17 protein-coding genes and 1 riboswitch are annotated in these 21,446 nt (G+C 64.3%); of the genes, 11 read left to right on the top strand and 6 right to left on the bottom strand.

What is annotated here, in order from left to right:
- Window positions 1–6: 6 nt before the first annotated feature.
- Together tagF and RHIBR816_RS0121725 are read left to right on the top strand one after the other, a co-directional pair.
- Window positions 7–1,395: a type VI secretion system-associated protein TagF gene (tagF, locus tag RHIBR816_RS0121730; protein ID WP_018238710.1), complete on the top strand. Its 1,389-nt coding sequence runs from the start codon at window positions 7–9 to the stop codon at window positions 1,393–1,395.
- Window positions 1,392–2,291: a serine/threonine-protein kinase gene (locus RHIBR816_RS0121725; RefSeq protein WP_018238709.1), complete on the top strand. Its 900-nt coding sequence runs from the start codon at window positions 1,392–1,394 to the stop codon at window positions 2,289–2,291. The genes tagF and RHIBR816_RS0121725 overlap by 4 nt, the downstream gene beginning before the upstream one ends.
- Here RHIBR816_RS0121725 and RHIBR816_RS0121720 read toward each other — a convergent pair.
- Together RHIBR816_RS0121720 and RHIBR816_RS0121715 are read right to left on the bottom strand one after the other, a co-directional pair.
- Window positions 2,288–3,421, bottom strand: coding sequence for a polysaccharide biosynthesis/export family protein (locus tag RHIBR816_RS0121720; RefSeq protein WP_018238708.1), 1,134 nt, complete (start codon window positions 3,419–3,421; stop codon window positions 2,288–2,290). The two genes, RHIBR816_RS0121725 and RHIBR816_RS0121720, sit on opposite strands and share 4 nt — an antisense overlap.
- A gap of 283 nt (window positions 3,422–3,704) precedes the next feature.
- Window positions 3,705–4,211, bottom strand: a complete 507-nt coding sequence (locus RHIBR816_RS0121715) for a hypothetical protein (RefSeq protein WP_018238707.1) — start codon at window positions 4,209–4,211, stop codon at window positions 3,705–3,707.
- Window positions 4,212–4,531: 320 nt separating this feature from the next.
- On the opposite strand from RHIBR816_RS0121715, the gene RHIBR816_RS0121705 reads away from it, so the two are divergent.
- The 6 genes from RHIBR816_RS0121705 to RHIBR816_RS0121680 are packed head-to-tail and all read left to right on the top strand — an operon-like array spanning window position 4,532 to window position 13,252.
- Window positions 4,532–6,613, top strand: coding sequence for a hydantoinase/oxoprolinase family protein (locus RHIBR816_RS0121705; protein WP_018238705.1), 2,082 nt, complete (start codon window positions 4,532–4,534; stop codon window positions 6,611–6,613).
- A gap of 29 nt (window positions 6,614–6,642) precedes the next feature.
- Window positions 6,643–8,310: a hydantoinase B/oxoprolinase family protein gene (locus RHIBR816_RS0121700; protein WP_018238704.1), complete on the top strand. Its 1,668-nt coding sequence runs from the start codon at window positions 6,643–6,645 to the stop codon at window positions 8,308–8,310.
- Entirely contained in the window at window positions 8,307–9,518 is a 1,212-nt protein-coding gene (locus RHIBR816_RS0121695) for a pyridoxal phosphate-dependent aminotransferase (RefSeq protein ID WP_018238703.1), read from the top strand. The genes RHIBR816_RS0121700 and RHIBR816_RS0121695 overlap by 4 nt, the downstream gene beginning before the upstream one ends.
- A 13-nt stretch (window positions 9,519–9,531) precedes the next feature.
- Complete coding sequence (locus tag RHIBR816_RS0121690; protein WP_018238702.1) at window positions 9,532–10,344, top strand: NAD(P)-dependent oxidoreductase; 813 nt, start codon at window positions 9,532–9,534, stop codon at window positions 10,342–10,344.
- The gene (locus RHIBR816_RS0121685; RefSeq protein ID WP_018238701.1) at window positions 10,344–11,537 is read left to right on the top strand and encodes an FAD-binding oxidoreductase; all 1,194 of its coding nucleotides are present in this window, start codon (window positions 10,344–10,346) and stop codon (window positions 11,535–11,537) included. The genes RHIBR816_RS0121690 and RHIBR816_RS0121685 overlap by 1 nt, the downstream gene beginning before the upstream one ends.
- 29 nt (window positions 11,538–11,566) lie before the next feature.
- Window positions 11,567–13,252 carry a thiamine pyrophosphate-binding protein gene (locus RHIBR816_RS0121680; RefSeq protein ID WP_018238700.1) on the top strand — a complete coding sequence of 562 codons (1,686 nt, stop codon included), beginning with the start codon at window positions 11,567–11,569 and terminating at the stop codon, window positions 13,250–13,252.
- A 237-nt stretch (window positions 13,253–13,489) separates the two neighbouring features.
- Here RHIBR816_RS0121680 and RHIBR816_RS0121675 read toward each other — a convergent pair whose 3' ends face one another.
- Window positions 13,490–14,218, bottom strand: coding sequence for a FadR/GntR family transcriptional regulator (locus RHIBR816_RS0121675; RefSeq protein WP_018238699.1), 729 nt, complete (start codon window positions 14,216–14,218; stop codon window positions 13,490–13,492).
- Between the two features lie 46 nt (window positions 14,219–14,264).
- A complete protein-coding gene (locus tag RHIBR816_RS0121670; protein ID WP_018238698.1) occupies window positions 14,265–17,324 on the bottom strand; it encodes an FAD-binding and (Fe-S)-binding domain-containing protein in 3,060 nt (1,019 codons plus the stop codon).
- A 95-nt stretch (window positions 17,325–17,419) separates the two neighbouring features.
- Between RHIBR816_RS0121670 and RHIBR816_RS0121665 the strand changes: the two genes are divergently transcribed.
- Both RHIBR816_RS0121665 and RHIBR816_RS0121660 read left to right on the top strand, forming a co-directional pair.
- A complete protein-coding gene (locus RHIBR816_RS0121665; protein WP_018238697.1) occupies window positions 17,420–18,169 on the top strand; it encodes an SDR family NAD(P)-dependent oxidoreductase in 750 nt (249 codons plus the stop codon).
- The gene (locus RHIBR816_RS0121660; protein WP_018238696.1) at window positions 18,162–18,908 is read left to right on the top strand and encodes an SDR family oxidoreductase; all 747 of its coding nucleotides are present in this window, start codon (window positions 18,162–18,164) and stop codon (window positions 18,906–18,908) included. Before RHIBR816_RS0121665 ends, RHIBR816_RS0121660 begins: the two co-directional genes overlap by 8 nt.
- A gap of 50 nt (window positions 18,909–18,958) precedes the next feature.
- Here the strand turns inward: RHIBR816_RS0121660 and RHIBR816_RS0121655 are convergent, their stop codons facing one another.
- Together RHIBR816_RS0121655 and RHIBR816_RS0121650 are read right to left on the bottom strand one after the other, a co-directional pair.
- Window positions 18,959–19,288, bottom strand: a complete 330-nt coding sequence (locus RHIBR816_RS0121655) for an Atu4866 domain-containing protein (protein ID WP_018238695.1) — start codon at window positions 19,286–19,288, stop codon at window positions 18,959–18,961.
- Entirely contained in the window at window positions 19,288–20,016 is a 729-nt protein-coding gene (locus tag RHIBR816_RS0121650; protein ID WP_018238694.1) for an SDR family oxidoreductase, read from the bottom strand. Before RHIBR816_RS0121650 ends, RHIBR816_RS0121655 begins: the two co-directional genes overlap by 1 nt.
- 117 nt (window positions 20,017–20,133) lie before the next feature.
- On the opposite strand from RHIBR816_RS0121650, the gene RHIBR816_RS0121645 reads away from it, so the two are divergent.
- Complete coding sequence (locus RHIBR816_RS0121645; protein WP_018238693.1) at window positions 20,134–21,033, top strand: LysR family transcriptional regulator; 900 nt, start codon at window positions 20,134–20,136, stop codon at window positions 21,031–21,033.
- Between the two features lie 233 nt (window positions 21,034–21,266).
- A riboswitch (TPP riboswitch) is annotated at window positions 21,267–21,378 on the top strand.
- Window positions 21,379–21,446 lie beyond the last annotated feature (68 nt).

Genomic DNA, 21,446 nt, shown 5'->3' with positions numbered 1-21,446 from the left:
AGCGCAATGCGCCAGACGAGCGACATCAAGGCTGCGGAAGCCGATCGGATCGGCTTCTTCGGGAAGCTCCCCACCCACGGTGACTTCGTCTCGACCGGCATCGGCCACGCGCTGCAACGCGAACTCGACGATTGGCTGCAATCAGGCTTGCGCGCCTGCCAGGACCGTCTGGGCAATGACTGGCGCGATGCCTTCCATGGCATGCCTGTCTGGCGGTTCATCGTCGAACGCGGCCTTTGGGGACCGGCAACCGTCGCCGGCGTGCTCCTGCCGAGTGCGGACCGGGTCGGCCGCAGTTTTCCGCTGGTCATCGCCGCACAGCTCCATTCCTTCGACGACCATCCAAGACAGCTCTATCTCGACTCGCCGTGGTTCACGGCTGCCGAAGCCCTGGCCGAGACGTCGCTTGCCCGCGATTTCGATATCGGGACCTTCATGGCGAACGTCAAAAGGCTACGCCTGCCGCACGCCCCGGAGTCGGCGATCGCCGGACGGTTCGCAGCACTCAGGCGCGAAAGCAGCAGCCTCTGGTGGAAGACCGACGCGGCGGGCCGCGAGGCGAAGGGTTTTCGCACGGCCTCGCCCCCCACCCCTGTCGACTTCCTCCGCCTGGTCGAAAGCGCCGCCGGGCCGGCGGCACCTGCAAGTGAGGAACCGGCAAGGGCCGAGGTTGTGGAAAACGAGGCGGCCGCGCATATTCCCGCACCAACCTCTCCGCCGGCACCGCTTCTTGAGATCGCGCACAGTCATGCAACGCATCCCGGCACGCGGCTGGCGCTCAATGCCGATGCGCTGATAGCATCGGATCCGGCCCGCCTGTTTGCGGTCGCGGACGGCATCGGTGATGAGCCGGCGGCGGCCGAGGCCTCCCGCATGACCGTCGCCGTGCTTGCCGACGCCGGCGGCCATGCTTCGCTCGACGAGGCGATTAAGGATATCAAGGGCAAGCTCGGCCGCGTCCACGGGCTGCTGCAGTCCATCGCCTCGTCGGCGAGCCGCCAGGCACCGGCCGCGAGGGTCGCCGTCCTGTGCGTCAAGGGCGATCGCTTTGCCGTGATCTGGGCGGGCGATGTGCGGTGCTATCTCCTGCGCGACGGCCTGATGCGCTCACTGACGCGCGACCATGTCGAGATCGGCATGAGGCGCCGCCTGACGCGCTATCTCGGCGCCGAGCGGCAGCTCGTTCCCGAGACGCTGATCGATCGCGTCGAGGCCGGCGACCGCTTCCTGCTGTGCAGCGGCAGCCTTATCCGCGTGCTCGGCGAGCGCGCCGTCGCCGAAGCCCTTCTCGACGCAGACCTCGAGCACGCGGCCGAAGCCCTGGTGCAGGACGCATTGATTGGCAATGCGCGCGACAATCTGAGCGCCATCGTCGTCGACGCGGTGCGGCGATGAGCGGCGACCCCGAGGATGACCTTGCGCTTGTTTCGGCACGGTTTTCCGCCCTCTGGGCCGTTCTTGCGCCCGAGGGCGAGGCAAGACCGCTGATGATCGATCGGGTGCGCGATGCACTGGACCGGGGCCGCTCCAGGCTTGCGCCTGATGCACCCGACCTCATTGCCAACAGCTTCTGCGTGGACGAAACGGTCTATGCGAGCGATCGGACGCTGGTGCTGAAGCTGCGCCATCGCGACCTCGGCACGCCGCACGCCCTCAAGACCCTGCCCCCGGCCCGGCGCGACGATGTGGTGCTCAGGCAATGGCTGCTGCACGAGGCGCGCCTTGCCGGCACCTTGGTTCACCCGAACATTATCCCTTTGCGCGCCACACTGCGGCTGGCCGATGGCCGTCCGGCGCTCCTTTCCGACTGGATGCCCGCGACGTTGTCGCAGCGCCTCGCTGCGCGTCCCCTCGCCTTGTCGGAGATCGTCGCGATCATGAAGGCGCTCCTGTCGGCGCTTGGCTATCTGCATGCGCAGGGCATCGTCCATGGCGATATTTCGCCGGCGAACCTGTTCTTCGCCGATGATGATTGCCGCTCACCGAAGCTCGGCGATTTCGGACTGGCGCTCGCAAGGGGCGAGCGGCTCGAAGACCTCCACATGGCGCGCGGCGCCCACCCCGAATTTGCCGCCCCCGAACAGCGGGCCGGTGCGCGCCCCGATGCCAGCTCCGATCTCTATTCTTGCGGACGCATCCTCGAAACGCTCGTCGCGCGGTGCGACGCGGAGAAAGACGAGAAATCGGCATTGTCGGCGCTCGCTTCCCGCCTCACGCAAGCCGAGCCCGCCAATCGACCGCACGACGCGATCGAGGCTGCGGCATTGCTCGACGAAGCGCGACGTCCTTAGCTGGAGCCCGGAAGCGGCGCGGCAGCGGTCGGCGCGCTCTTCTGGAAAACCGTGAGCAGCTTGGCGACGTCGACGAGGCCGGCATTGCTGGCATAGAGCATGTCGCCGTTCTGCATCTTGAACTGCTGCATCAATGCGAAATTGGCGACGTCGCGCAGGTTGACGCGGTAGATCACCGGTTTCGAGCTGGCGACCGGCAGGGCAGCGGTTTTCAGATCCGCACCGCCCGGCTGGATGAAGACCTGCTCGTTGCGGAAGACATAGAAATTGCGCGCGTCGGCACGGTCGTCGAGGAGGCCGCCGGCCCGGGCGAGCGCCTGCGCCAGCGTCAGCTTGCCCTGCTCGAACTCGAACTCGCCGACGCTCCTGAAGGCGCCGATCGCCGTGAAGCTCGGCGCATCGTTCTCGACGAAGACCTGATCGTCCGGCAGCAGATAGACGTTCTGGCTGTTGTCTTCCAGCAGCCGGGCGAGCGGCACGCTGGCGCGCTGCTTGCCCCGCATCAGGGTGACCGTCGACGAACCGGGCGCCGAGGAGGAGCCGCCGGCAAGGGCAATCGCGTCGAGCACGCGCTCCTTGCGCGCCGTCAGCGGGAAACGCCCTGCCGCCCGCACGTCGCCATTGACGACGACGCCGGTGGTCGGCTTTTCGACCACGGTAACGATCGCCTGCGGATTGACCGCCGTGCCGCGCAGGCCGCTGACGATCTGGGCCTGAAGGCCTTCCGGGGTCGATTCAAGGACGCGCTGGCGACCAACGAAGGGGAGCGTGACGAAGCCGCTCGAATCGACCGTGAACCGGCCGAGATTGAGGGTCTTGCTGTTGGCGGAGGAAAACAGCGCCTCCTCGCCGGAATCGATGATCGTCACCTCTATGACGTCGCCGCGACGAAGCCGCTGGTCCATGTAACCGGCGGAGCGCATGGGACTCAGTCCCTTGTCGGTCGGGAGATAGGACAACGGTGCCGACGAAGTAACGCCCATCGGCGCCTTTGCGAGATCGACGACCTGGATCCGTTCATTCGTGCCGGCGATCCTGGCGTTGTATATGTCGCTTGGGTTCGGCCCGTCGGCAGGGCGCGCACAGGCGCTCAACACGACACATAGGGCGACCGGCAGCAACTCCCGCATGGCATATCCTTTTGGTAGATTCGTGCGCTGCAGAGATACCAGCCATGCGTGCCGTGGCAATACGCGGGGTTGCAGAATTTGGAAGTGTGACAACTTTACGGCAATTAAATGTGGCACATCCGCAACCGGTACCCGCGTCAAGGCGCCGAGGAAGCGGCAATCGGGCTTGGAAAGCCCGGTTCGTGCAGTCCTGCGGGCCGGCCGGAAGCGCTGAATTCAGCGACGAACGTGCGGTGATTCGCGGTGCCCATGGACCTTCGGAGACCCCGCCCAAATCAGCCGCCTAAGCCCCTTTCCAAAGGCGTGGCAGGGGGCCGTCTGCGCCATGGAGCGGGTCGGTCGCGGGGAGCGGCAGGTTGGCGATCGTTTGCAGGTCGGTCGTGCTGGCGGCCTTCGTCTGGATATCGGCCGTCTGTCCGGGCGGATAACCGCCGACGACTAGGAAACCGTCGCTCGATCCGAGATTCCTGTGACCGGTGCCCGCCGGCAGTATGAGGCAGTCACCTGCACCCACCTCTAGCACCGCGCCGTCGGGACCGCCGATCAACAGCCTGGCGCTGCCCCTGGCGATACCGAGAACTTCGTGCGCGCCGATATGGTAATGCTGATAGGAAAAGACGCCGTTACGCCAAAGCCCTTGCCAGCCGGCCTCGGCAAAGCGCCGCTCGAACTCGGCCGCCGCGTCGCGCTCCGCGGTGGACAGGCCCTGACGATAGACCAACACCGGCAATCTGGGGTGGTTCGGCACCCAATCGCTCGGTGGGAACCTCATGATTTCAGGCTCGCGCATTTCCGGCTCCGGCAACTTTGACTCGCTATGCCTGATTATAGGGTCGGCTTGCGGAATTTCTCTCCGGCTCATCAGAGCGCCTCTTCGAACTCCGGCAGAACGTTGAAGAGATCGGCGACGAGGCTCTTCTTGCTCAACCGGCTTCGTAGATCAACGATGATCGCTCCTAGTTGACACATGTATGATAACTGACATATTTCTTTTCGTGACGCGGGATAGCTTCGCAGCCTCTTGCCCTCGCCGCGGCCCGCGGGAATGATCTCTCGAGCACAGCATGCATGGATGGCGGCTCACAGCAGCGAACGATGGGGAACTGAACAGTGACAAGCGCTTCTCGGAACTGCCGCGTCGGCGTCGACATCGGCGGGACGTTTACGGACATCGCCCTCGACCTTGACGGGACGCTCCACTCGACCAAGGTTCTGACCGACTACACGGCGCCGGAGCGCGCCATCCTGAAGGGCGTCAAGGCCGTCGCCGAGGCGGCGGGCATTGCCCTTTCGCAGATCGACATCCTGATCCACGGAACGACGCTCGCGACCAATGCGCTGATCGAGCGACGTGGGGCGAAGACGGCTTTCATCACCACCGAAGGGTTCCGCGACGTGCTCGAAATGCGTACCGAGAACCGCTTCGAACAGTACGACCTCAACATTTCGCTGCCGCCGGCGCTGATCGGGCGCGCCGATCGCTTCACCGTCCGCGAACGCGTCAACGCCGCCGGTGAGGTGCTTCTTGGCCTGGATAGCGCCTCGCTGGAGGCGGTGGTCGACGCGATCGCCGCCGGCGGTTACGAGAGCGTGGCGATCGGCTTCATCCACGCCTATGCGAACGGCGACCATGAGCGACAGGCGCGCGAGCAATTGCTCGCCCGTATCCCGGACCTCTCGGTGTCGATTTCGTCCGAAGTCTCGCCGCAGATGCGCGAATTCGAGCGCTTCAATACGGTCTGTGCCAACGCCTATGTGAAGCCGGCGATCAAGTCCTATCTCGACCGCCTCGTCGTCTCGCTGAAAGAGATCGGCGTCGGTTGCCCGGTCTATATGATCCATTCGGGCGGCGGCATCGTCTCGGTTGAAAGTGCTGCCGAATTTCCGGTGCGGCTCGTCGAATCCGGCCCGGCCGGCGGTGCGATCTTCGCGGCCGACATCGCCCGTCGCCATGGCCTCGACACCGTCCTTTCCTTCGACATGGGCGGCACGACCGCAAAAATCTGCCTGATCGAAAACCAGGTCCCGAAGACGGCGAAGACCTTCGAAGTCGCCCGCACCTACCGTTTCCGCAAGGGTAGCGGCATGCCGATCTCCATCCCGGTGGTGGAGATGGTGGAGATCGGCGCTGGCGGTGGCTCGATCGCCGGTGTCGACGTCATGCGCCAGATTCGTGTCGGGCCGCACAGTGCCGCTTCGGAGCCGGGCCCGGCCTGTTACCAGCGCGGCGGCCTCAAGCCGACCGTCACCGACGCGGACCTGCTGCTCGGCAAGCTCGACCCCGAGAATTTCGCCGGCGGCGCAATCCCGCTTTCCGTTGCCGCATCACGCGATGCGATGGACCGCGAGATCGGCGCCAGCCTCGGTCTCGACGCCGAGGGGGCGGCCTACGGAACCTGCGAGATGGTCGACGAGAACATGGCCAATGCCGGCCGCGTCCACACGGTCGAGAACGGCAAGGACATCTCCGACTTCACCATGATCACCTTCGGCGGCGCCGGCCCGCTGCACGCGGCGCGGCTCTGCGAGAAAATGGGGATTTCGACCTTCCTCGTGCCGCCCGGCGCCGGGGTCGGCTCGGCGATCGGCTTCCTGCGAGCGCCGTTCGGCTACGAGTCGGTCCGCAGCGCCGTGTTCAACCTGTCGCATTTCGACAGCGACGGCGCCAACCGGCTGATGGCCGCAATGACGAACGAAGCGCTGAGCTTCGTCGCCGGCGGCCTCGACACGGCCGATCCGGTCATCGAACGCACCGTCTTCATGCGCTACGCAGGCCAGGGCTGGGACATTCCCGTCGCCCTGCCCTTCGAGCATTTCGATGCGGCAAGTGCCGAACGCATCCGTACCCTCTTCGAGGAGGCCTATGCGCGCTTCTTCGGCCGGGCGATCGAGGGCCTCGACATCGAGATCGTCAGCTGGGCAGTCAAGGCGAGCTCGGCCCTCCCCGAGGTCGCGCGCGTCGAAGCCGTCGGCCGCCGCCGCGATGCAGAACCCGGAAAACACCGCCGCCTCTTCGATGTGGGACAGAGGGCATTCCTCGAGGCAGGCATCCACGAACGCGAGGCGCTTTCCCCCGGCGACGTGGTTTCCGGCCCGGCTGTGATCGTAGAGCGCGAAACCTCGACCGTGCTCACATCCTCCTTCGTCGCCACCGTCCAGGCGGATGGCTGCCTCCTCGCCACGCGCCGCTGAATGGGTCCCCTAAATTCAGGAATATTGCCATGAGCGAAACCCTAATCGACATCCACATGCAGGTGATGTGGAACCGGCTGATCTCCGTTGTCGAGGAGCAGGCACAAACGCTGATCCGCACGGCCTTCTCGACATCCGTCCGCGAGGCCGGCGACCTTTCGGCCGGCATCTTCGACCTCGAGGGCCGCATGCTCGCCCAGGCGGTCACCGGCACGCCCGGCCATGTCAACGCCATGGCGGAATCGGTGGCGCACTTCATCAGCGATATCGGCCCGGAGAATATCTTCGAGGGTGACGTCTATATCACCAACGATCCCTGGAAGGGCACCGGCCACCTGCACGACATCACCGTCGTCACGCCGTCCTTCCACCATGGCAGGCTGGTCGGCTATTTCGCCTCCACCGCCCATGTCGTCGATGTCGGCGGCCGCGGCTTCGGCCCGGATGCGCGCGAAGTCTACGAGGAAGGCCTGTTCATCCCGATCATGAAGTTCTTCGACCGGGGCGAGGTCAACCGCACGCTCATTCATATCGTCCGCAACAATGTCCGCGAAAGCGACAAGGTGGTCGGCGACTTCTATGCGCTCGCCGCCTGCAACGAAACCGGCCATCGCCGCCTCGTCGACATGCTGACGGAATTCAACCTGGAAGACCTGGGCACGATCGGCGCGTTCATCCTGAAGCACAGCCGCGAAGCGACGCTTGAACGGCTCAGAAACCTGCCGCATGGAAGCTGGTCCTACAGCCTCGACCTCGACGGCTACGACGAGCCGGTGCATCTCGCCGCAAAGCTCTCCATCGGCGCGGACGGCGTGGTGGTCGATTTCGACGGCACGTCGGCCATGAGCAAGTTCGGCATCAACGTGCCGCTCGTCTATGCCAAGGCCTATGCCTGCTACGGCATCAAATGCGTCGTCGCGCCGGAGATCCCGAACAACGCCGCCTCGCTCGCGCCCTTCGACGTCGTCGCCCCGGAAGGCTGCATCCTCAATGCCAAGCGGCCGGCACCGGTCGCGGTCCGCCATGTGCTCGGCCACTTCGTGCCCGACCTCGTGCTCGGCGCACTCCACCAGGCGCTGCCGGGCAAGGTGCCGGCCGAAGGGGCAAGTGCGCTCTGGAACCTGCACATGAGCGTGCGTCCGGTCTCCGACGAGATCGGCGGCAAGGGCGCCGAAATCCTCATGTTCAATTCCGGCGGCACCGGCGCGCGCCCGTCGCTCGACGGCCTCAACGCCACGGCCTTTCCGAGTGGCGTCCATACGATGCCGATCGAGGCAACGGAAAATGTCGGCCCGATCATCGTCTGGCGCAAGGAATTGCGCGAAGGCTCCGGCGGCGCCGGCGAGCAGCGCGGCGGCCTCGGCCAGGTGATCGAAATCGCCGCCGCCGAAGGCTACGCCTTCCGCTTCTCCGCCATGTTCGACCGGCTCGGTCATCCCGCGCGCGGCCGTGACGGCGGAGGCGACGGTGCGGCCGGCTCCGTGTCGCTCGACGACGGCACAACGCTCAAGGGCAAGGGACTGCAGTTCGTGCCGGAGGGTCGCAAGCTCGTCCTTCAGCTCCCCGGCGGCGGGGGCTACGGCACCCCGGCCAAGCGCCCGGCAGCGGCAGTCGATGACGATATCGCCAATGGCTACGTCACGCCGGACCAGGCGGCCGCAGACTACGGCAGGAAGAAATCGGACGGGAAGAAATGAACATCATGAATTTCGAAAGCCGTCGGGCCGGCAGCATCAAATCGTCTCCGTCGATGGCCGTGTCGCTTGCGGCCAAGACCATGCGGGCGAAGGGCGAGGACGTCGTCGATCTTTCCCTCGGCGAGCCGGATTTCGATACGCCGGACTTCATCATCGAGGCGGCGATCGCCGCGATGCGCGGCGGCAAGACCCGCTACACCGGTCCGAACGGCCTGGAGGAATTGCGTTCGGCGATCGTCGCGAAGTTCAAGCGCGAGAACAGCCTCGACTATGCCATGGATGAAATCTCCATCGGCAACGGCGCCAAGCAGATCCTGTTCAGCGCATTTCTCGGTACGGTCGAACCCGGCGACGAGGTGATCGTGCCGGCGCCCTATTGGGTGTCCTACACGGATATCGTCATCCTGCATGGCGGCGTCCCCAAGACCATCGCCTGCGGCGTCGAGGACAATTTCAAGCTGACGCCGGAACGCCTCGAACAGGCAATCACCCCGAAGACGCGCTGGGTGCTGTTCAACTCGCCATCGAACCCGACCGGCGCGATCTACACCAGCGACGAGCTCGCCGCACTCGGCGCGGTGCTGGAGCGCCATCCGCACGTCCTCGTGATGTCCGACGAGATCTACGAGCATATCGTTGCCGGCGACGTGCCCTTCACTTCCTTTGCGAACGCCTGCCCGCAATTGCGCGAGCGGACGCTGATCATCAACGGCGTATCCAAGGCCTATGCGATGACCGGCTGGCGGCTTGGCTATGCCGCCGGGCCGAAGAGCCTGACCAAGGTCTTGAACAAGATGCAGTCGCAGAGCACGACCTGCCCGGCGTCGATCTCGCAGGCCGCAGCCGCCGCAGCGCTCAACGGTCCGCAGGATTTCGTCGCGCAGGCCGTCGCCGAATACAAGGCCCGCGGGGAGTTGGTGACGCGGGGCTTCCGTGCGATTCCCGGCCTCGAGGTCCGTGCGCCGGAGGGCGCCTTCTATCTCTTCCCGAAATGCACCGGCTATATCGGCGGGACAGCGCCGGATGGAACTGTGATCGCGAACGACACCGCATTGGCTTCCTACCTGCTGACGGCCGGAAAGGTCGCGACCGTCCCGGGTGCTGCTTTCGGCGTCGAGCCTTACATCCGCCTGTCTTTCGCGACGTCGCGGGAAAACCTGCATATTGCCATCGAGCGCATCGGCGAAGCACTCGGCCAGCTTCGCTAAGGAGGGAAACATCATGTCCGATTTTCAAAGAGTGCTGCTGACCGGTGCCGCCGGTGCCCTCGGAAGCGAGCTGCGCAAGTCCGGAACCCGGCTTGGAAAGGTCGTGAGGCTTTCCGCCCGAGGCCCTTGTCAGAATCTCGCGCCGCACGAAGAGGACTTTCCGCTCGACCTCGCCGATTTCGATGCGGTCTCGCAGGCGGTGAAGGGCTGCGATGCCATCGTCCACATGGGCGGCCAGGCTGTCGAAGCGGCGTGGCAGACCATCCTCGATTCCAATATCGCCGGTGGCTACAATATCTATGAGGCGGCCCGACGCCACGGCGTCAAGCGCATCGTCTATGCGAGTTCCGTGCATGCGATCGGCTTCTACGAGCGCACCGAGACGATCGACGGCAACGTGCCGACGCGGCCCGACAGCCTCTATGGCGTGTCGAAGACCTTCGTCGAAAATCTCGCGCGCTATTACTTCGACAAGTTCGGCATCGAGACGGTCTGCCTGCGCATCGGCTCGTCCTTCCCGGAGCCGACCGATCGTCGTCACCTGATCACCTGGCTGTCCTATCGCGATTGCCGCCAACTGGTCGAAAAGTCGCTCTCGGCTCCGCGCGTCGGCTTCATGATCGCCTACGGCATGTCCAACAACGCGGAAGCCTTCTGGGACAACCGCACGGCCGCGGTGCTCGGCTACAAGCCGCAGGACAGCGCCGACGCCTATCGCGAGAAGGTTTTCGCCAACACCACGCAGGGCGATCCGAACGACCCGGCCGTGCGCTTCCAGGGCGGCAGCTTCTGCGCTGCCGGCCATTTCGAAGACGAGAGCAAGTGATGCAGGCTTCCAGGACCTCCTATGATGTTGTCATTGTCGGCGGCGCCGTCGTCGGCAGTTCGACCGCCTTTTTCCTGGCAACCAATCCCGACTTCGACGGCTCGGTTCTGGTGATCGAGAAGGACTGGACCTACCAGCGTTGCTCGACGGCGCTGTCCTCCAGTTCGATCCGTCATCAATTCTCCAACGCCATCAATGTTCAGGTCTCGCAATTCGGGACCGCGTTCATCCGCGACTTCAAGACGCATGTCGCTGTCGATGACGATACGCCGGAAATCGGCTTCCACGAGGCCGGCTATCTGTTCCTTGCCGGTGACGAGCGCGGCGCCGAGGTGTTGCGACGCAACCACGAAACCCAGGTCGCCTGCGGCGCGGACGTGACGCTTCTCGATGTCGAAGCCCTCGGCCGCCGCTTCCCTTGGCTCAATCTGGAGGGACTGACGCTCGGCAGCACCGGCGAGCGCGGCGAAGGCTGGTTCGACAGTGTCGGGCTGATGCGGGGCTTCCGCAAGAAGGCCCGCTCTCTCGGCGTCCAATACATCGAAGACGAAGTCGTCGCGGTCAATCGCGAGGGCGACCGCATCGTCTCCGTGACGACGAAGAGCGGCCAGACGATCGGCTGCGGAACGATGGTCAACACCTCCGGCACCAACGGCAGACGCGTGGCGCGCATGGCCGGCCTCGACATTCCGGTCGAGCCGCGCCGCCGCTCGCTCTTCGTGGTGGATTGCCGCACGCCGCTCGAAGGTAAGGTAGGGCTTACCATCGAGCCGAGCGGCGTGTTCTTCCGCCCGGAAGGCAAGTTCTACCTGATGGGCACCTATCCCAAGCATGATCCCGAGGTCGACCCGAACGACTTCGAGGTGATGCACGACGAGTTCGAGGAGGAGATCTGGCCGACGCTGGCAAACCGCGTGCCCGCCTTCGAGGCGATAAAGGTCGTCAATAGCTGGGCCGGCCACTACGACTACTGCACGCTCGACCACAACGTCATCCTCGGGCCGCACACCGACGTGCAGAACTTCCTCTTCGCCAACGGCTTTTCCGGGCACGGGCTGCAGCAGTCGCCGGCGATGGGGCGCGGGCTTTGCGAACTGATCACCTATGGCGGCTTTCGCACGCTCGATCTTTCGCCCTTCGGTTACGAGCGGGTGGCTGCCAACAGGCCGTTCCTCGAAGACGCGGTCATCTGAAACATACGGCCCACTTGGGGGATCACGCTATGACTATTGGCACCAAAGGCCGCAATGGCGGCCAGATTTTGATCGACGCCTTGCGCATTCACGGCGTCGAGCGCGCTTTCTGCGTTCCGGGTGAAAGCTATCTCGCCGCGCTCGACGCGCTGCATGATGCGAAGGACGATATCGAACTGATCGTCTGCCGCCAGGAAGGCGGCGCCGCCTACATGGCGGAAGCCTACGGAAAGCTGACCGGCAAGCCGGGCATCTGCTTCGTCACCCGGGGCCCCGGCGCCACGAACGCGTCGGTCGGCGTCCACACGGCCTTTCAGGATTCGACGCCGATGATCCTGTTCATCGGCCAGGTCGCGCGCGACCAGGTGGAGCGCGAGGCCTTTCAGGAGGTCGACTACCGGCGGATGTTCGGGCAGATGGCGAAATGGGTTGTGCAGATAGACGACGCTGCCCGCATTCCCGAGCTGGTGAGTCAGGCCTTTCACCGCGCCGTCAACGGCAGGCCCGGCCCGGTCGTCGTCGCCCTGCCCGAGGACATGCTGACGGATTGCGTCGATGTTGCCGATGCGCCCGCCTACAAGACTGTCGAGATGCACGCGGGACAGGCCCAGCTGAACGAATTGCGGGCCCGGCTGGAACAGGCGGAGCGGCCGCTCGTGATCGTCGGGGGCGCCGGCTGGACCGCCGATGCGGTCGCCGACATCCGCACCTTCAGCGAGGCGATGCATCTGCCGGTCGCCGCCTCCTTCCGCTGCCAGGATCTGTTCGACAATACGCATCCGAATTATGCCGGCGATCTCGGTCTTGCGGCCGGGCCGAAACTCATCCAGCGCATCAAGGACAGCGACCTCCTGATCGTCATCGGCGCCCGTCTCGGCGAAATGACGACCGGCGGCTACAGCCTGATCGACATACCGGTGCCGAAGCAGTCGCTCGTCCACGTCCATGCCGGCGCAGAAGAACTCGGCCGCGTCTACCACGCGGACCTACCGATCAACGCTAGCGCCTCCGCCTTCGCGCGGCAGGCGGCCGGGCTGGCGCCGATCGCCGAGCCGCGCTGGGCCGAATGGACGCGCGGGGCGAATGCGGACTACCGCGAAAACCTCACGCACCCGGCCGTTCCCGGTCCTGTGCAGATGGGCGATATCATGGCCTGGCTGCGCAGCCATCTTCCCGCCGACGCCATCCTGACGACGGGGGCCGGCAACTATTCCGCCTGGGCGCATCGCTTCTACCAATACCGGACATTCAGGACGCAGCTCGGCCCGACCAACGGCTCGATGGGCTACGGCGTTCCGGCCGCGATCGCGGCGAAGATTTCGGCACCAGAGCGTCCGGTCATCGCCTTTGCCGGCGATGGCTGCTTCCTGATGAACGGCCAGGAACTAGCGACCGCCATGCAATATGATGCCCGGGTCATCGTCCTGGTGATCAACAACGGCATGTACGGGACGATCCGCATGCATCAGGAGCGGCACTATCCGGGCCGTGTGTCCGGCACGCAATTGACCAATCCGGATTTTTCGGCGCTGGCACAGGCCTATGGGCTCCACGGCGAAATCGTCGAGACGACGGAAGACTTCGCCCCCGCCTTCAAGCGGGCCGAAAATTCCGGCAGGCCAGCGCTGATCGAAATCCGCATCGACCCGGAAGCCCTGACGCCGAAAATGAGCCTCAGCCAGATCCGTGAACAGGCGCTGGCGCAAGGCAGGTAGTACGAAGGCGCGTCCTCGGCATCTCCCTCTGCCCTGCCGGGCATCTTCCCCACAGGCGGGGAGAACGGCAAGCCGCGGGTTCTCTGGCTCTTCTCATCGACAGCGCCAGCCTCACCCCTGAGAGGCGGCAGTGGGGCTTAGCAGTGCATCTCCCCCCTTGTGGGGGAGATGCCCGGCAGGGCAGAGGGGGTGGCTGCACCCACGCCGCCCGATTTCCTCCGTAGTCAGCCAGCCGGCTCACTCCTCCGCCGCCGTCGCCGGCTCGTCGAGCATGGCCCGGTAGCGGTTGAGGCTCTCCTCGAGATGCAGCGCCAGGGCGTTCTTGGCCGCCTTCACGTCGCCCTGCGTGATCGCCGCGAGGATTGCCGCGTGTTCCTTGTTGATCTTCTTCAAGTAGGCTTGATAGCCGCCTGCCGACTGGCGGTGCTTCAGCACCAGATCGAGGCTGATTTCCCCTCTGACAGCGTCAAGAAACCGCGGAAAATGCGGGTTGCGCGTCGCCTTGGCAATCGCGAGGTGAAAGTCGAAATCCGCCTGGGCCTCGATCTCTACGTCGGTCGTGACCAGGCTTTCCAGTTGATCGTAGGCCCGGGCGATGTCGGCCAGGGCTTCCGGCGTCCGCCGCGACGCGGCAAGCGCCACCGACTGCAGTTCGACGCCCAGGCGCAGTTCGAGGATCTGCATGGCTGAGCGAATATCGTCGATCCGGCTGATCTCGAAATTGAGCGTCTTGGCATCCTTTTCTGTGACGAAGACGCCTGCGCCCTGACGGGCGGTCACGCGCCCCGCCACCTTCAACGACGTCAGCGCTTCGCGGATCACCGTCCGGCTGACACCGAACTCCTCGCAGAGCTGTGCGCTGGAAGGCAGCTTGTCTCCCGGACCATAAAGACCCGAATCGATGCGCGAGGCGAGTTGCGCGACGACGATTTCGCCGAGATTGCCTCGTTGTGTGATGACGCTCACGTCTGGGCCCAGTTCCTGCGGGTAGCTCTGATCATTGCTTCACATATCACATATCATGCGAGTTGTGCACATCACAGACCAGCGCTTTCAACAGCTGCAGCGGATGCGGCAGGCCCGGCGAGCCCATCAGCTTCACCTGCGATCGACAGGAATAGCCGGTGGCCATCAGGACACGCTGCAGACCGGCGTCTTCCACCTTCTTCCGCCAACTGAGCCCATAGATGGTTTCGGACAAAGAACGATTTTTCCGTTCGTGGCCGAATGTCCCGGCCATGCCGCAACAGCCCGCGTCCTCGACCGTCAGCTTCAGGCCGAACGCTTCGAAAATCGCGCCCCAGGACCGGACGCTGTCGGCAGCATTGGTCCGCTCCGTGCAGTGTGGCAGCAGCACATACTGCGTCTCCGGCCGGTCGGCCTTGCAAGCTGCCAGATGCTCCAGCCGCCCGCTCAGCCATTCCTGCGGCAGCAACACCGCCGGCGTCTTCACAGCCCCCAATGCGACCGGGTATTCGCTGCGATAACAAAGCGTCATCGACGGATCGAGGCCGACCAGCGGCACGCCGATTGCCGCCAGCTGGGAGAGATGGCGGGCATTGCGTTCAGCCGTCCGCTCGAAGGCCCCAAGATAGCCATGGACGTGGAGCGCCTTGCCGTTGGGCTTCAGCGGCGCAACGAAAGGCTTGAAGCCCAGCGCCAGAAGCAGATCGATGACGTCGAGGAGAAGCGCGGGCTCGAAATACGACGTGAAGCTGTCCTGGACGAGAATCACGCTTCTTTCCTTTTCGGATGCGGAAAGCGCGCCCAGTTCCGCCGGCCGCGCGATGGCGACGCCGCGCCTGCGGAGCTCCGCTGGCACGGACACCTTCGAAAGGAGCGGCAACGCCGTCAAGCCGACCTTCCCCATGAGCGCCCGCCCGGGCCGGGTTCCGGCAACCAGATTGTAGAGCCAGCCCATCTTCGCCATGGCAGGCAAGAGGTGCTCGATCGAGGCGATCAGTGGATCCTTCAACGGCCGCAGATAGCGGCCGTAATACAGTTCGAGGAATTTCGAGCGGAAAGCCGGAACGTTGACCTTCACCGGACATTGGCCGGCGCAGGCCTTGCAGGCAAGACAGGTATCCATCGCCGCGCGGACCTGGTGGGAAAAATCGCCGTCCTTCGCCCTGCCGAGGCTGGCCAACAGGCGCGAAAGAAGACCGCGCCACACACGCCGTCCGCGCAGTGTCTCGGCTTCGGCCTTGAGGTCCACGCCCCGTTCGGCCATCAGCCGCAGCCATTCGCGGATGAGCGAAGCCCGCCCCTTGGGGGAGAAGCGCCGGTCGCCGGTCCCCTTGAACGACGGGCACATGGCGGAATCGGCATTGAAATCGAAACAGGCGCCATTGCCGTTACAAAAGGCGGCATTGTCGAAGGCCTGGCGTGTATCCGGGTCGATCCGGCGGTCGAAGGCGCCCCTGAGGGGCAGTTCGTCGATCCGCGTCAGCGCTCCGTGGCCGGGCGTGGCGATTTTTCCGGGGTTGAGCTGGTTGTGCGGATCGAAGGCCGCCTTCAGCCTTTGCAGCTCCGGATAGAGCGGACCGAAGAAATCCGGAGCATATTCCGAACGGACGCCCTTGCCGTGCTCGCCCCAGAAAACGCCGCCATATTTTCGCGTCAGCTTTGCGACGGCATCGCTCACCCGGCGTACCAGCGGCTCCTGTCGCTCATCCGTCAAGTCGAGTGCCGGCCGGACGTGCAGGACGCCCGCATCGACATGGCCGAACATTCCGTAGTCGAGCCCCTCCGCATCGAGAAGCGCCCGGAACTCGGCGATATAGTCGGCAAGATGCTCAGGCGGCACGGCCGTGTCCTCGACGAAGGCAATCGGTCGGCGTGGCCCCTCGACATTGCCGAGCAGCCCGACGGCACGCTTGCGCATCGTCCAGATCGCCTCGATGTCGTGCCTGTCCATCGCCAGCGTAAATCCGCGCCGTCCGGGCCTGCCGTCGGCCGAAAGCGCTGATGTCACCTGATCGAGCTTCTGGCGCAGCCCTTCCTCGTCATCCGCCAGCAGCTCGACGATATTGATTCCTGCGACGTGCCCGGCTCGCTCATCCGCGAAGAACCGGGCAATGCTCTCCCAGACGATGTCGTTTCGCGCCAGCGACAGGACCTTGGCATCGATCGTTTCGACCGAGGCGACCTTCAACTCCACGAGGAAACGCGCATCCCGGAGCGCCGCGTCGAAATCGTCGTAGCGGATATTGATGAGCGCCGCGAAACGCGGGATCGGCAAGAGGTTCAGCTCAGCCTCCGCGATCATCGCCAGCGTTCCCTCGGCGCCGCACAGCACGGCATTCAGGTTGAGGCCGCCGTCCTCGGTGCGAAGATGGGCGAGATCGTAGCCGGTGAGGAAACGGTTGAGCTTCGGAAAGGTCGCGCCGATCAGGTCGCGATTCTCCCGCTCGATCGCGTCGGCCAAGCGATGGACTTCGCCCACCCGATCCGACCGTTCCAGGACCGCCGGAAGTGCGTCGGGCGCAAGCGGCCGCGACAGCCATTCGGTCCCGTCCATGAGGACGGCGTTCAGCGCGAGAACATGGTTGCTGGTCTTTCCATAGATGCAGGAACCCTGGCCGCAGGCATCCGTGCTGATCATCCCGCCGATCGTGGCGCGGTTGGAGGTCGACAGCTCGGGCGCGAAGAACAGGCCATGGGATTTGAGCGCCTTGTTCAGCTGATCCTTGACGACACCGGCTTCGACGACTGCCGTTCTTCTGACCGGATCGATGGAGAGAATCCGGTTCATGTGACGCGACATGTCGATGACGATGCCGTCGGTCAGCGACTGGCCGTTGGTGCCGGTACCCCCTCCCCGCATGGCAAAGGCAACGCCGCGGAACCGTGGCTCCGCGGCAAGCCGGGCGATCAGCATGAGGTCCGCCCGTTGCCTCGGAAACAGAACGGCCTGCGGACGGAGCTGATAGATCGAGTTGTCGGTCGCAAAGACCGTGGTCGACCCGGCATTGTCCTCTATATCGCCGGCAAACGCCCCGTGCCGCAGGGCATCGAGATAGTCCGCATAGGGGGGTCCCAACTTGGGGCCTGCGGCCAGGGCCGGTATCATCGATATTCCTCGAATGCGCACTACTTAATAACTTGGCATATGAGTGATATCATACTAATTTGGCGATCAACAGTTCAAATTGCGAGGACGAACGAATGAAGGGACAAACGGCGGTAATCGTGGGCGGCGCTTCGGGCCTTGGCCTCACCACCGCGAAACTGATGGTCGAGCGCGGCGCTGCGAAGATCGGACTGATCGATAAGAACGAGGAGCGACTCGCCGAAGCCGCCAGGATCCTGACCGATCTCGGCGCCGAAGTCGCGACCGCGAGCGGCGATATCTCCGTCAAGGAAAGCGCCCATGCCGCCTTCGAGGAAATTGCGGCGCGGCTCGGGCGCATCCATGCGCTCATCAACAGCGCGGCGATCTATCCGCGCAAGGCCATTCTCGAGATCACCGATGCCGATTGGGATCTCGAAAACGCCATCAACATCAAGGGCACCTATCACATGATGGTGGCCGCCGTGCTGCACATGCAGCGCTTCGTCAATGCGCCGGAAGTGACGGGCCGGATCGTCAACGTGACGTCGGTCGATGCCTTCAAGGCGCATCCCCAGAATGCCCATTACGCCGCCACCAAGGCGGCCGTCGTCAGCCTGACCAAGTCCTTCGCCGAGGCGTGCGCGAAGGACCAGATCCTCGTCAATTCCGTGGCGCCGGCCGGCTTTGCGACCGATCGCGCCAAGGAACTCGGCTTCCTGCCGGAACTTGCCAAGGCGAGCGCACTCGGCCGGGCCGCCGAGCCGGTCGAAATGGCGGAATGGATCGTCATGATGGCATCGAGCCGCAACACCTATGCGACCGGCGAGAACGTCGTCATCAGCGGAGGATATATCTATGTCTGACGCATCGAACTACAGAACGGCGCTCGTCACCGGCGTCACCAGCGGCATCGGCCGGGCCACCGTGCTGAAACTTCGCGACATGGGGCTGACGGTGCTCGCCGTCGGCCGCAACGAGGAGACCCTTGCGGCGCTTTCGCAGGAATGCGGCGCCTTACCGGTGAAGGCCGATGTCCGCGACACGCAGGCAATTGCCGACCAGATCGGCGATCGCGAGATCGACATTCTCGTCAATAACGCCGGAATCCTGTCGACGCGGGCGAGCTTCCAGGAGATCGATCCGGACGAGATCGACGCGATGATCGACATCAACCTGAAGGCGCCGATGCACCTGACGCGCCTCGTGCTGCCGGGCATGGTCGCCCGCAAGCGCGGCCACCTGATCTATCTGGGCTCCAGCGGCGGCCAGGCCCCCTTCCCGTCGATGGGCGCCTACGGCCCCTCCAAGGCCGGGCTCAGCCTCTTCTGCGACAATCTCAGATGCGATCTTCTCGGCACGTCCGTCCGCGTCAGCGAGATTGTCCCCGGCCGCGTGCAGACGGACCTCTACAGAACCGCGCTCGGTCCCGAACAGGCGCGTGCAGCCCTCTATGACGGCTACCGGCCAATCCAGCCGGAACACATCGCACGCCTCATCGGCACCGTCATCGAACTCCCGGACTTCGTCGACGTCGCCCGTATCGAGGTCTTCCCGACCGACCAGGCAACCGGCGGCGGGTCGATGGTGAAGTTCGACGATTGATCGCGGCACTTGAACGCAGCGCCTAGTTCGCCCGGATCAGGCACCCGCTGTTATCGCTCGCGATAGAGGACCATCCCTGCGTGATGCAGCACGCCATCCGTGAAGTCACCGTCGGCAGTGAAACCGGTATCGTCCCAGTATTCGATGTGCTCGCCGGTTACCTCGTACCGGCCTTGATAGGCGCTCTTACGGTTTCCCCGCGCCTCGTCGTAACGGCCGTTCGGCAACAGTTCGTGCCGGATAAATCCGTCGGCGGTCGCCCACATGCCAATGTATGGATGCATCTGATTGTTCCCGCCCATGTCGTCCTCTGCAGAAGCATGATGAGAACGCGCCGCCGCGACAGAGGCGGTGGCGCCAAGGTCAAGTCGGCCGCGCATCAGTGAGCCGCCCGCGCTGGACGCACGACGATCTCGCTGACGTCGACATCTTCCGGCTGTTCAATCGCGAAACGTACTGCCCGCCCGATCGCATTCGGCCGAAGCGCTATGGCGCGGTAGCCCTTCATCGCTTCGGCTGCGGCGGGGTCGGTGATCGAATCGGCGAGCTCGCTCTCAACCACGCCGGGATGGATACAGGTCACGCGGATGTCGTTCCGCTCCTGACGCAGTCCGTCCGAGATGGCCCGCACCGCATATTTCGTCGCGCAGTAGACAGCTGCCGTCGGTGACACGGTGAGCGCTCCCACCGAGGCGATGTTGATGATGTGGCCCGAGCCGCGTGCGGCCATTTCCGGCATCACGGCGGCGATACCGTAGAGGACACCCTTGATGTTGACGTCGACCATCCGGTCCCATTCTTCTACCTTCAAGGAGGCCATCAGGGACAACGGCATCACTCCTGCATTGTTGACGATCACATCGATGCGCCCGAACCTATTGCACGCCGCTTCGGCAAAACCGACGACGTCCAGGCGGTCGGTGACATCGAGCCTGCGGGTCAGTACATCGCCGCCACCAGATCTTATTTCTCGCGCCAATGCATCGAGACGATCCCCTCGACGCGCGCCAAGCACGAGCTTTGCCCCTGAGTTGCCCAGTTCGCGGGCGATGCCCGCGCCAATGCCGCTCGAAGCACCTGTGATGAGTACGACCTTATCTAACGACATGTGGATCTCCTTTCCGATGACGTGGAACCCGCGTTAGCGGTTGCCACAGAGATAAGCCGATGCCATTGTCGCGATAAGCCCACCTTAGCTTTCCAGATTGGCAAGGATTGCTAACCAATGCATTCGGACTTTAACGCGCTGGCCACATTTGCCCTCGTCGCGGAAGAGAGGAGTTTTCGTGCTGCGGCGGACCGCCTGGGCGTCACCCGCTCGGCCGTCAGCCAGACGATCCGCCGCCTGGAGGAAAGTTTGGCCGTCGCGCTCGTCCGACGAACGACCCGCAGCGTCAGCCTGACTGAGGACGGCGAACGGCTCTACTCTGAGGTGGCGCCGGCGATTGCCGAGCTCAATGCAGCACTCTCAGCGATTGATGATGTTCGTGGACGTCCACGCGGCCAGTTGCGGCTCGCGGTTTCCTCGATCGCCGAGAGCTTCCTGTCCGGAGCCATGCTCGCTGCCTTCGCGGAAGCCCATCGCGACGTCGAACTCGACATCACCGTCTCTGACGAAGAATTCGACATCGTCGCCGAAGGCTACGATGCCGGCGTTCGGCTCGGCGAGGTAATCGCGCAGGACATGATCGCCGTGCCGGTCTCAGGCCAGCAGCGGCAGCTCGCAGTCTGTTCGCCCAGCTATATTGATCGCTTCGGCAGGCCTTCGCACCCGCGTGAACTCACGAGCCATCGTTGTATTGGCTGGCGACCCGCGCCGAAACTGGCACCCTACCGCTGGGAATTCGCCGAGGGCGGGAAGGAATTCAGCGTCGCGGTGAAGCCTGAGATTACCACCAACGATATGGCACTGATGATCAGCCTCGCTTGCGCTGGTGCAGGCATCACCTTCGGCATGCAGGAAAGCTTTCGCGCATGGATCGAGCGAGGCGACCTGGTCCCTGTACTGGAGGATTACAGCCCGAGCTTTGCCGGGTTCTATCTCTATTACCCGAGCCGCCGCAACATGGCTGCGAAACTGCGCGCGTTCGTCGATCATCTGATGCGATTCGATGCACGGCATTAAGCCCCCAACGGAAAACGAAGCAGTGGCGGCTCTTGGCGCGCGGACCAGACCTCGTGCAGAGAGCGTCCGAACTCGCGCGCTCCACCCATCGCAGACCGTTTGCCGGTCGGAACTGCCGACCGTTTCGGAGCCAAGACCACACTTCCAACCGCGTCTACTACGCTCCTGTCCCGACTTCGCCATCCCGTCCAAAAACAGGCTTGACGCCACGGCGATTACGGTGACTATTGGCGTCCATTCACCAGGGGGGTCCCGGCAAGGGGCTGAGATACTGCTAGAGCGCGCAGTGACCCGTTGAACCTGATCCAGTTCATACTGGCGTAGGGACGGTGCAGACGTTTGATGCCAGGATTCCGTATACCCACGATCCATCGGCGATGCGTCTTTTCATCCTTCCGGCTTCAGAACTGGGT

It is taken from the genome of Ensifer sp. BR816 (assembly GCF_000378985.1).
In the GTDB taxonomy this organism is placed as follows: domain Bacteria; phylum Pseudomonadota; class Alphaproteobacteria; order Rhizobiales; family Rhizobiaceae; genus Sinorhizobium.
Note: the sequence above shows the minus strand (reverse complement) of the source record. Positions and strands in the feature narration are given on the sequence as shown.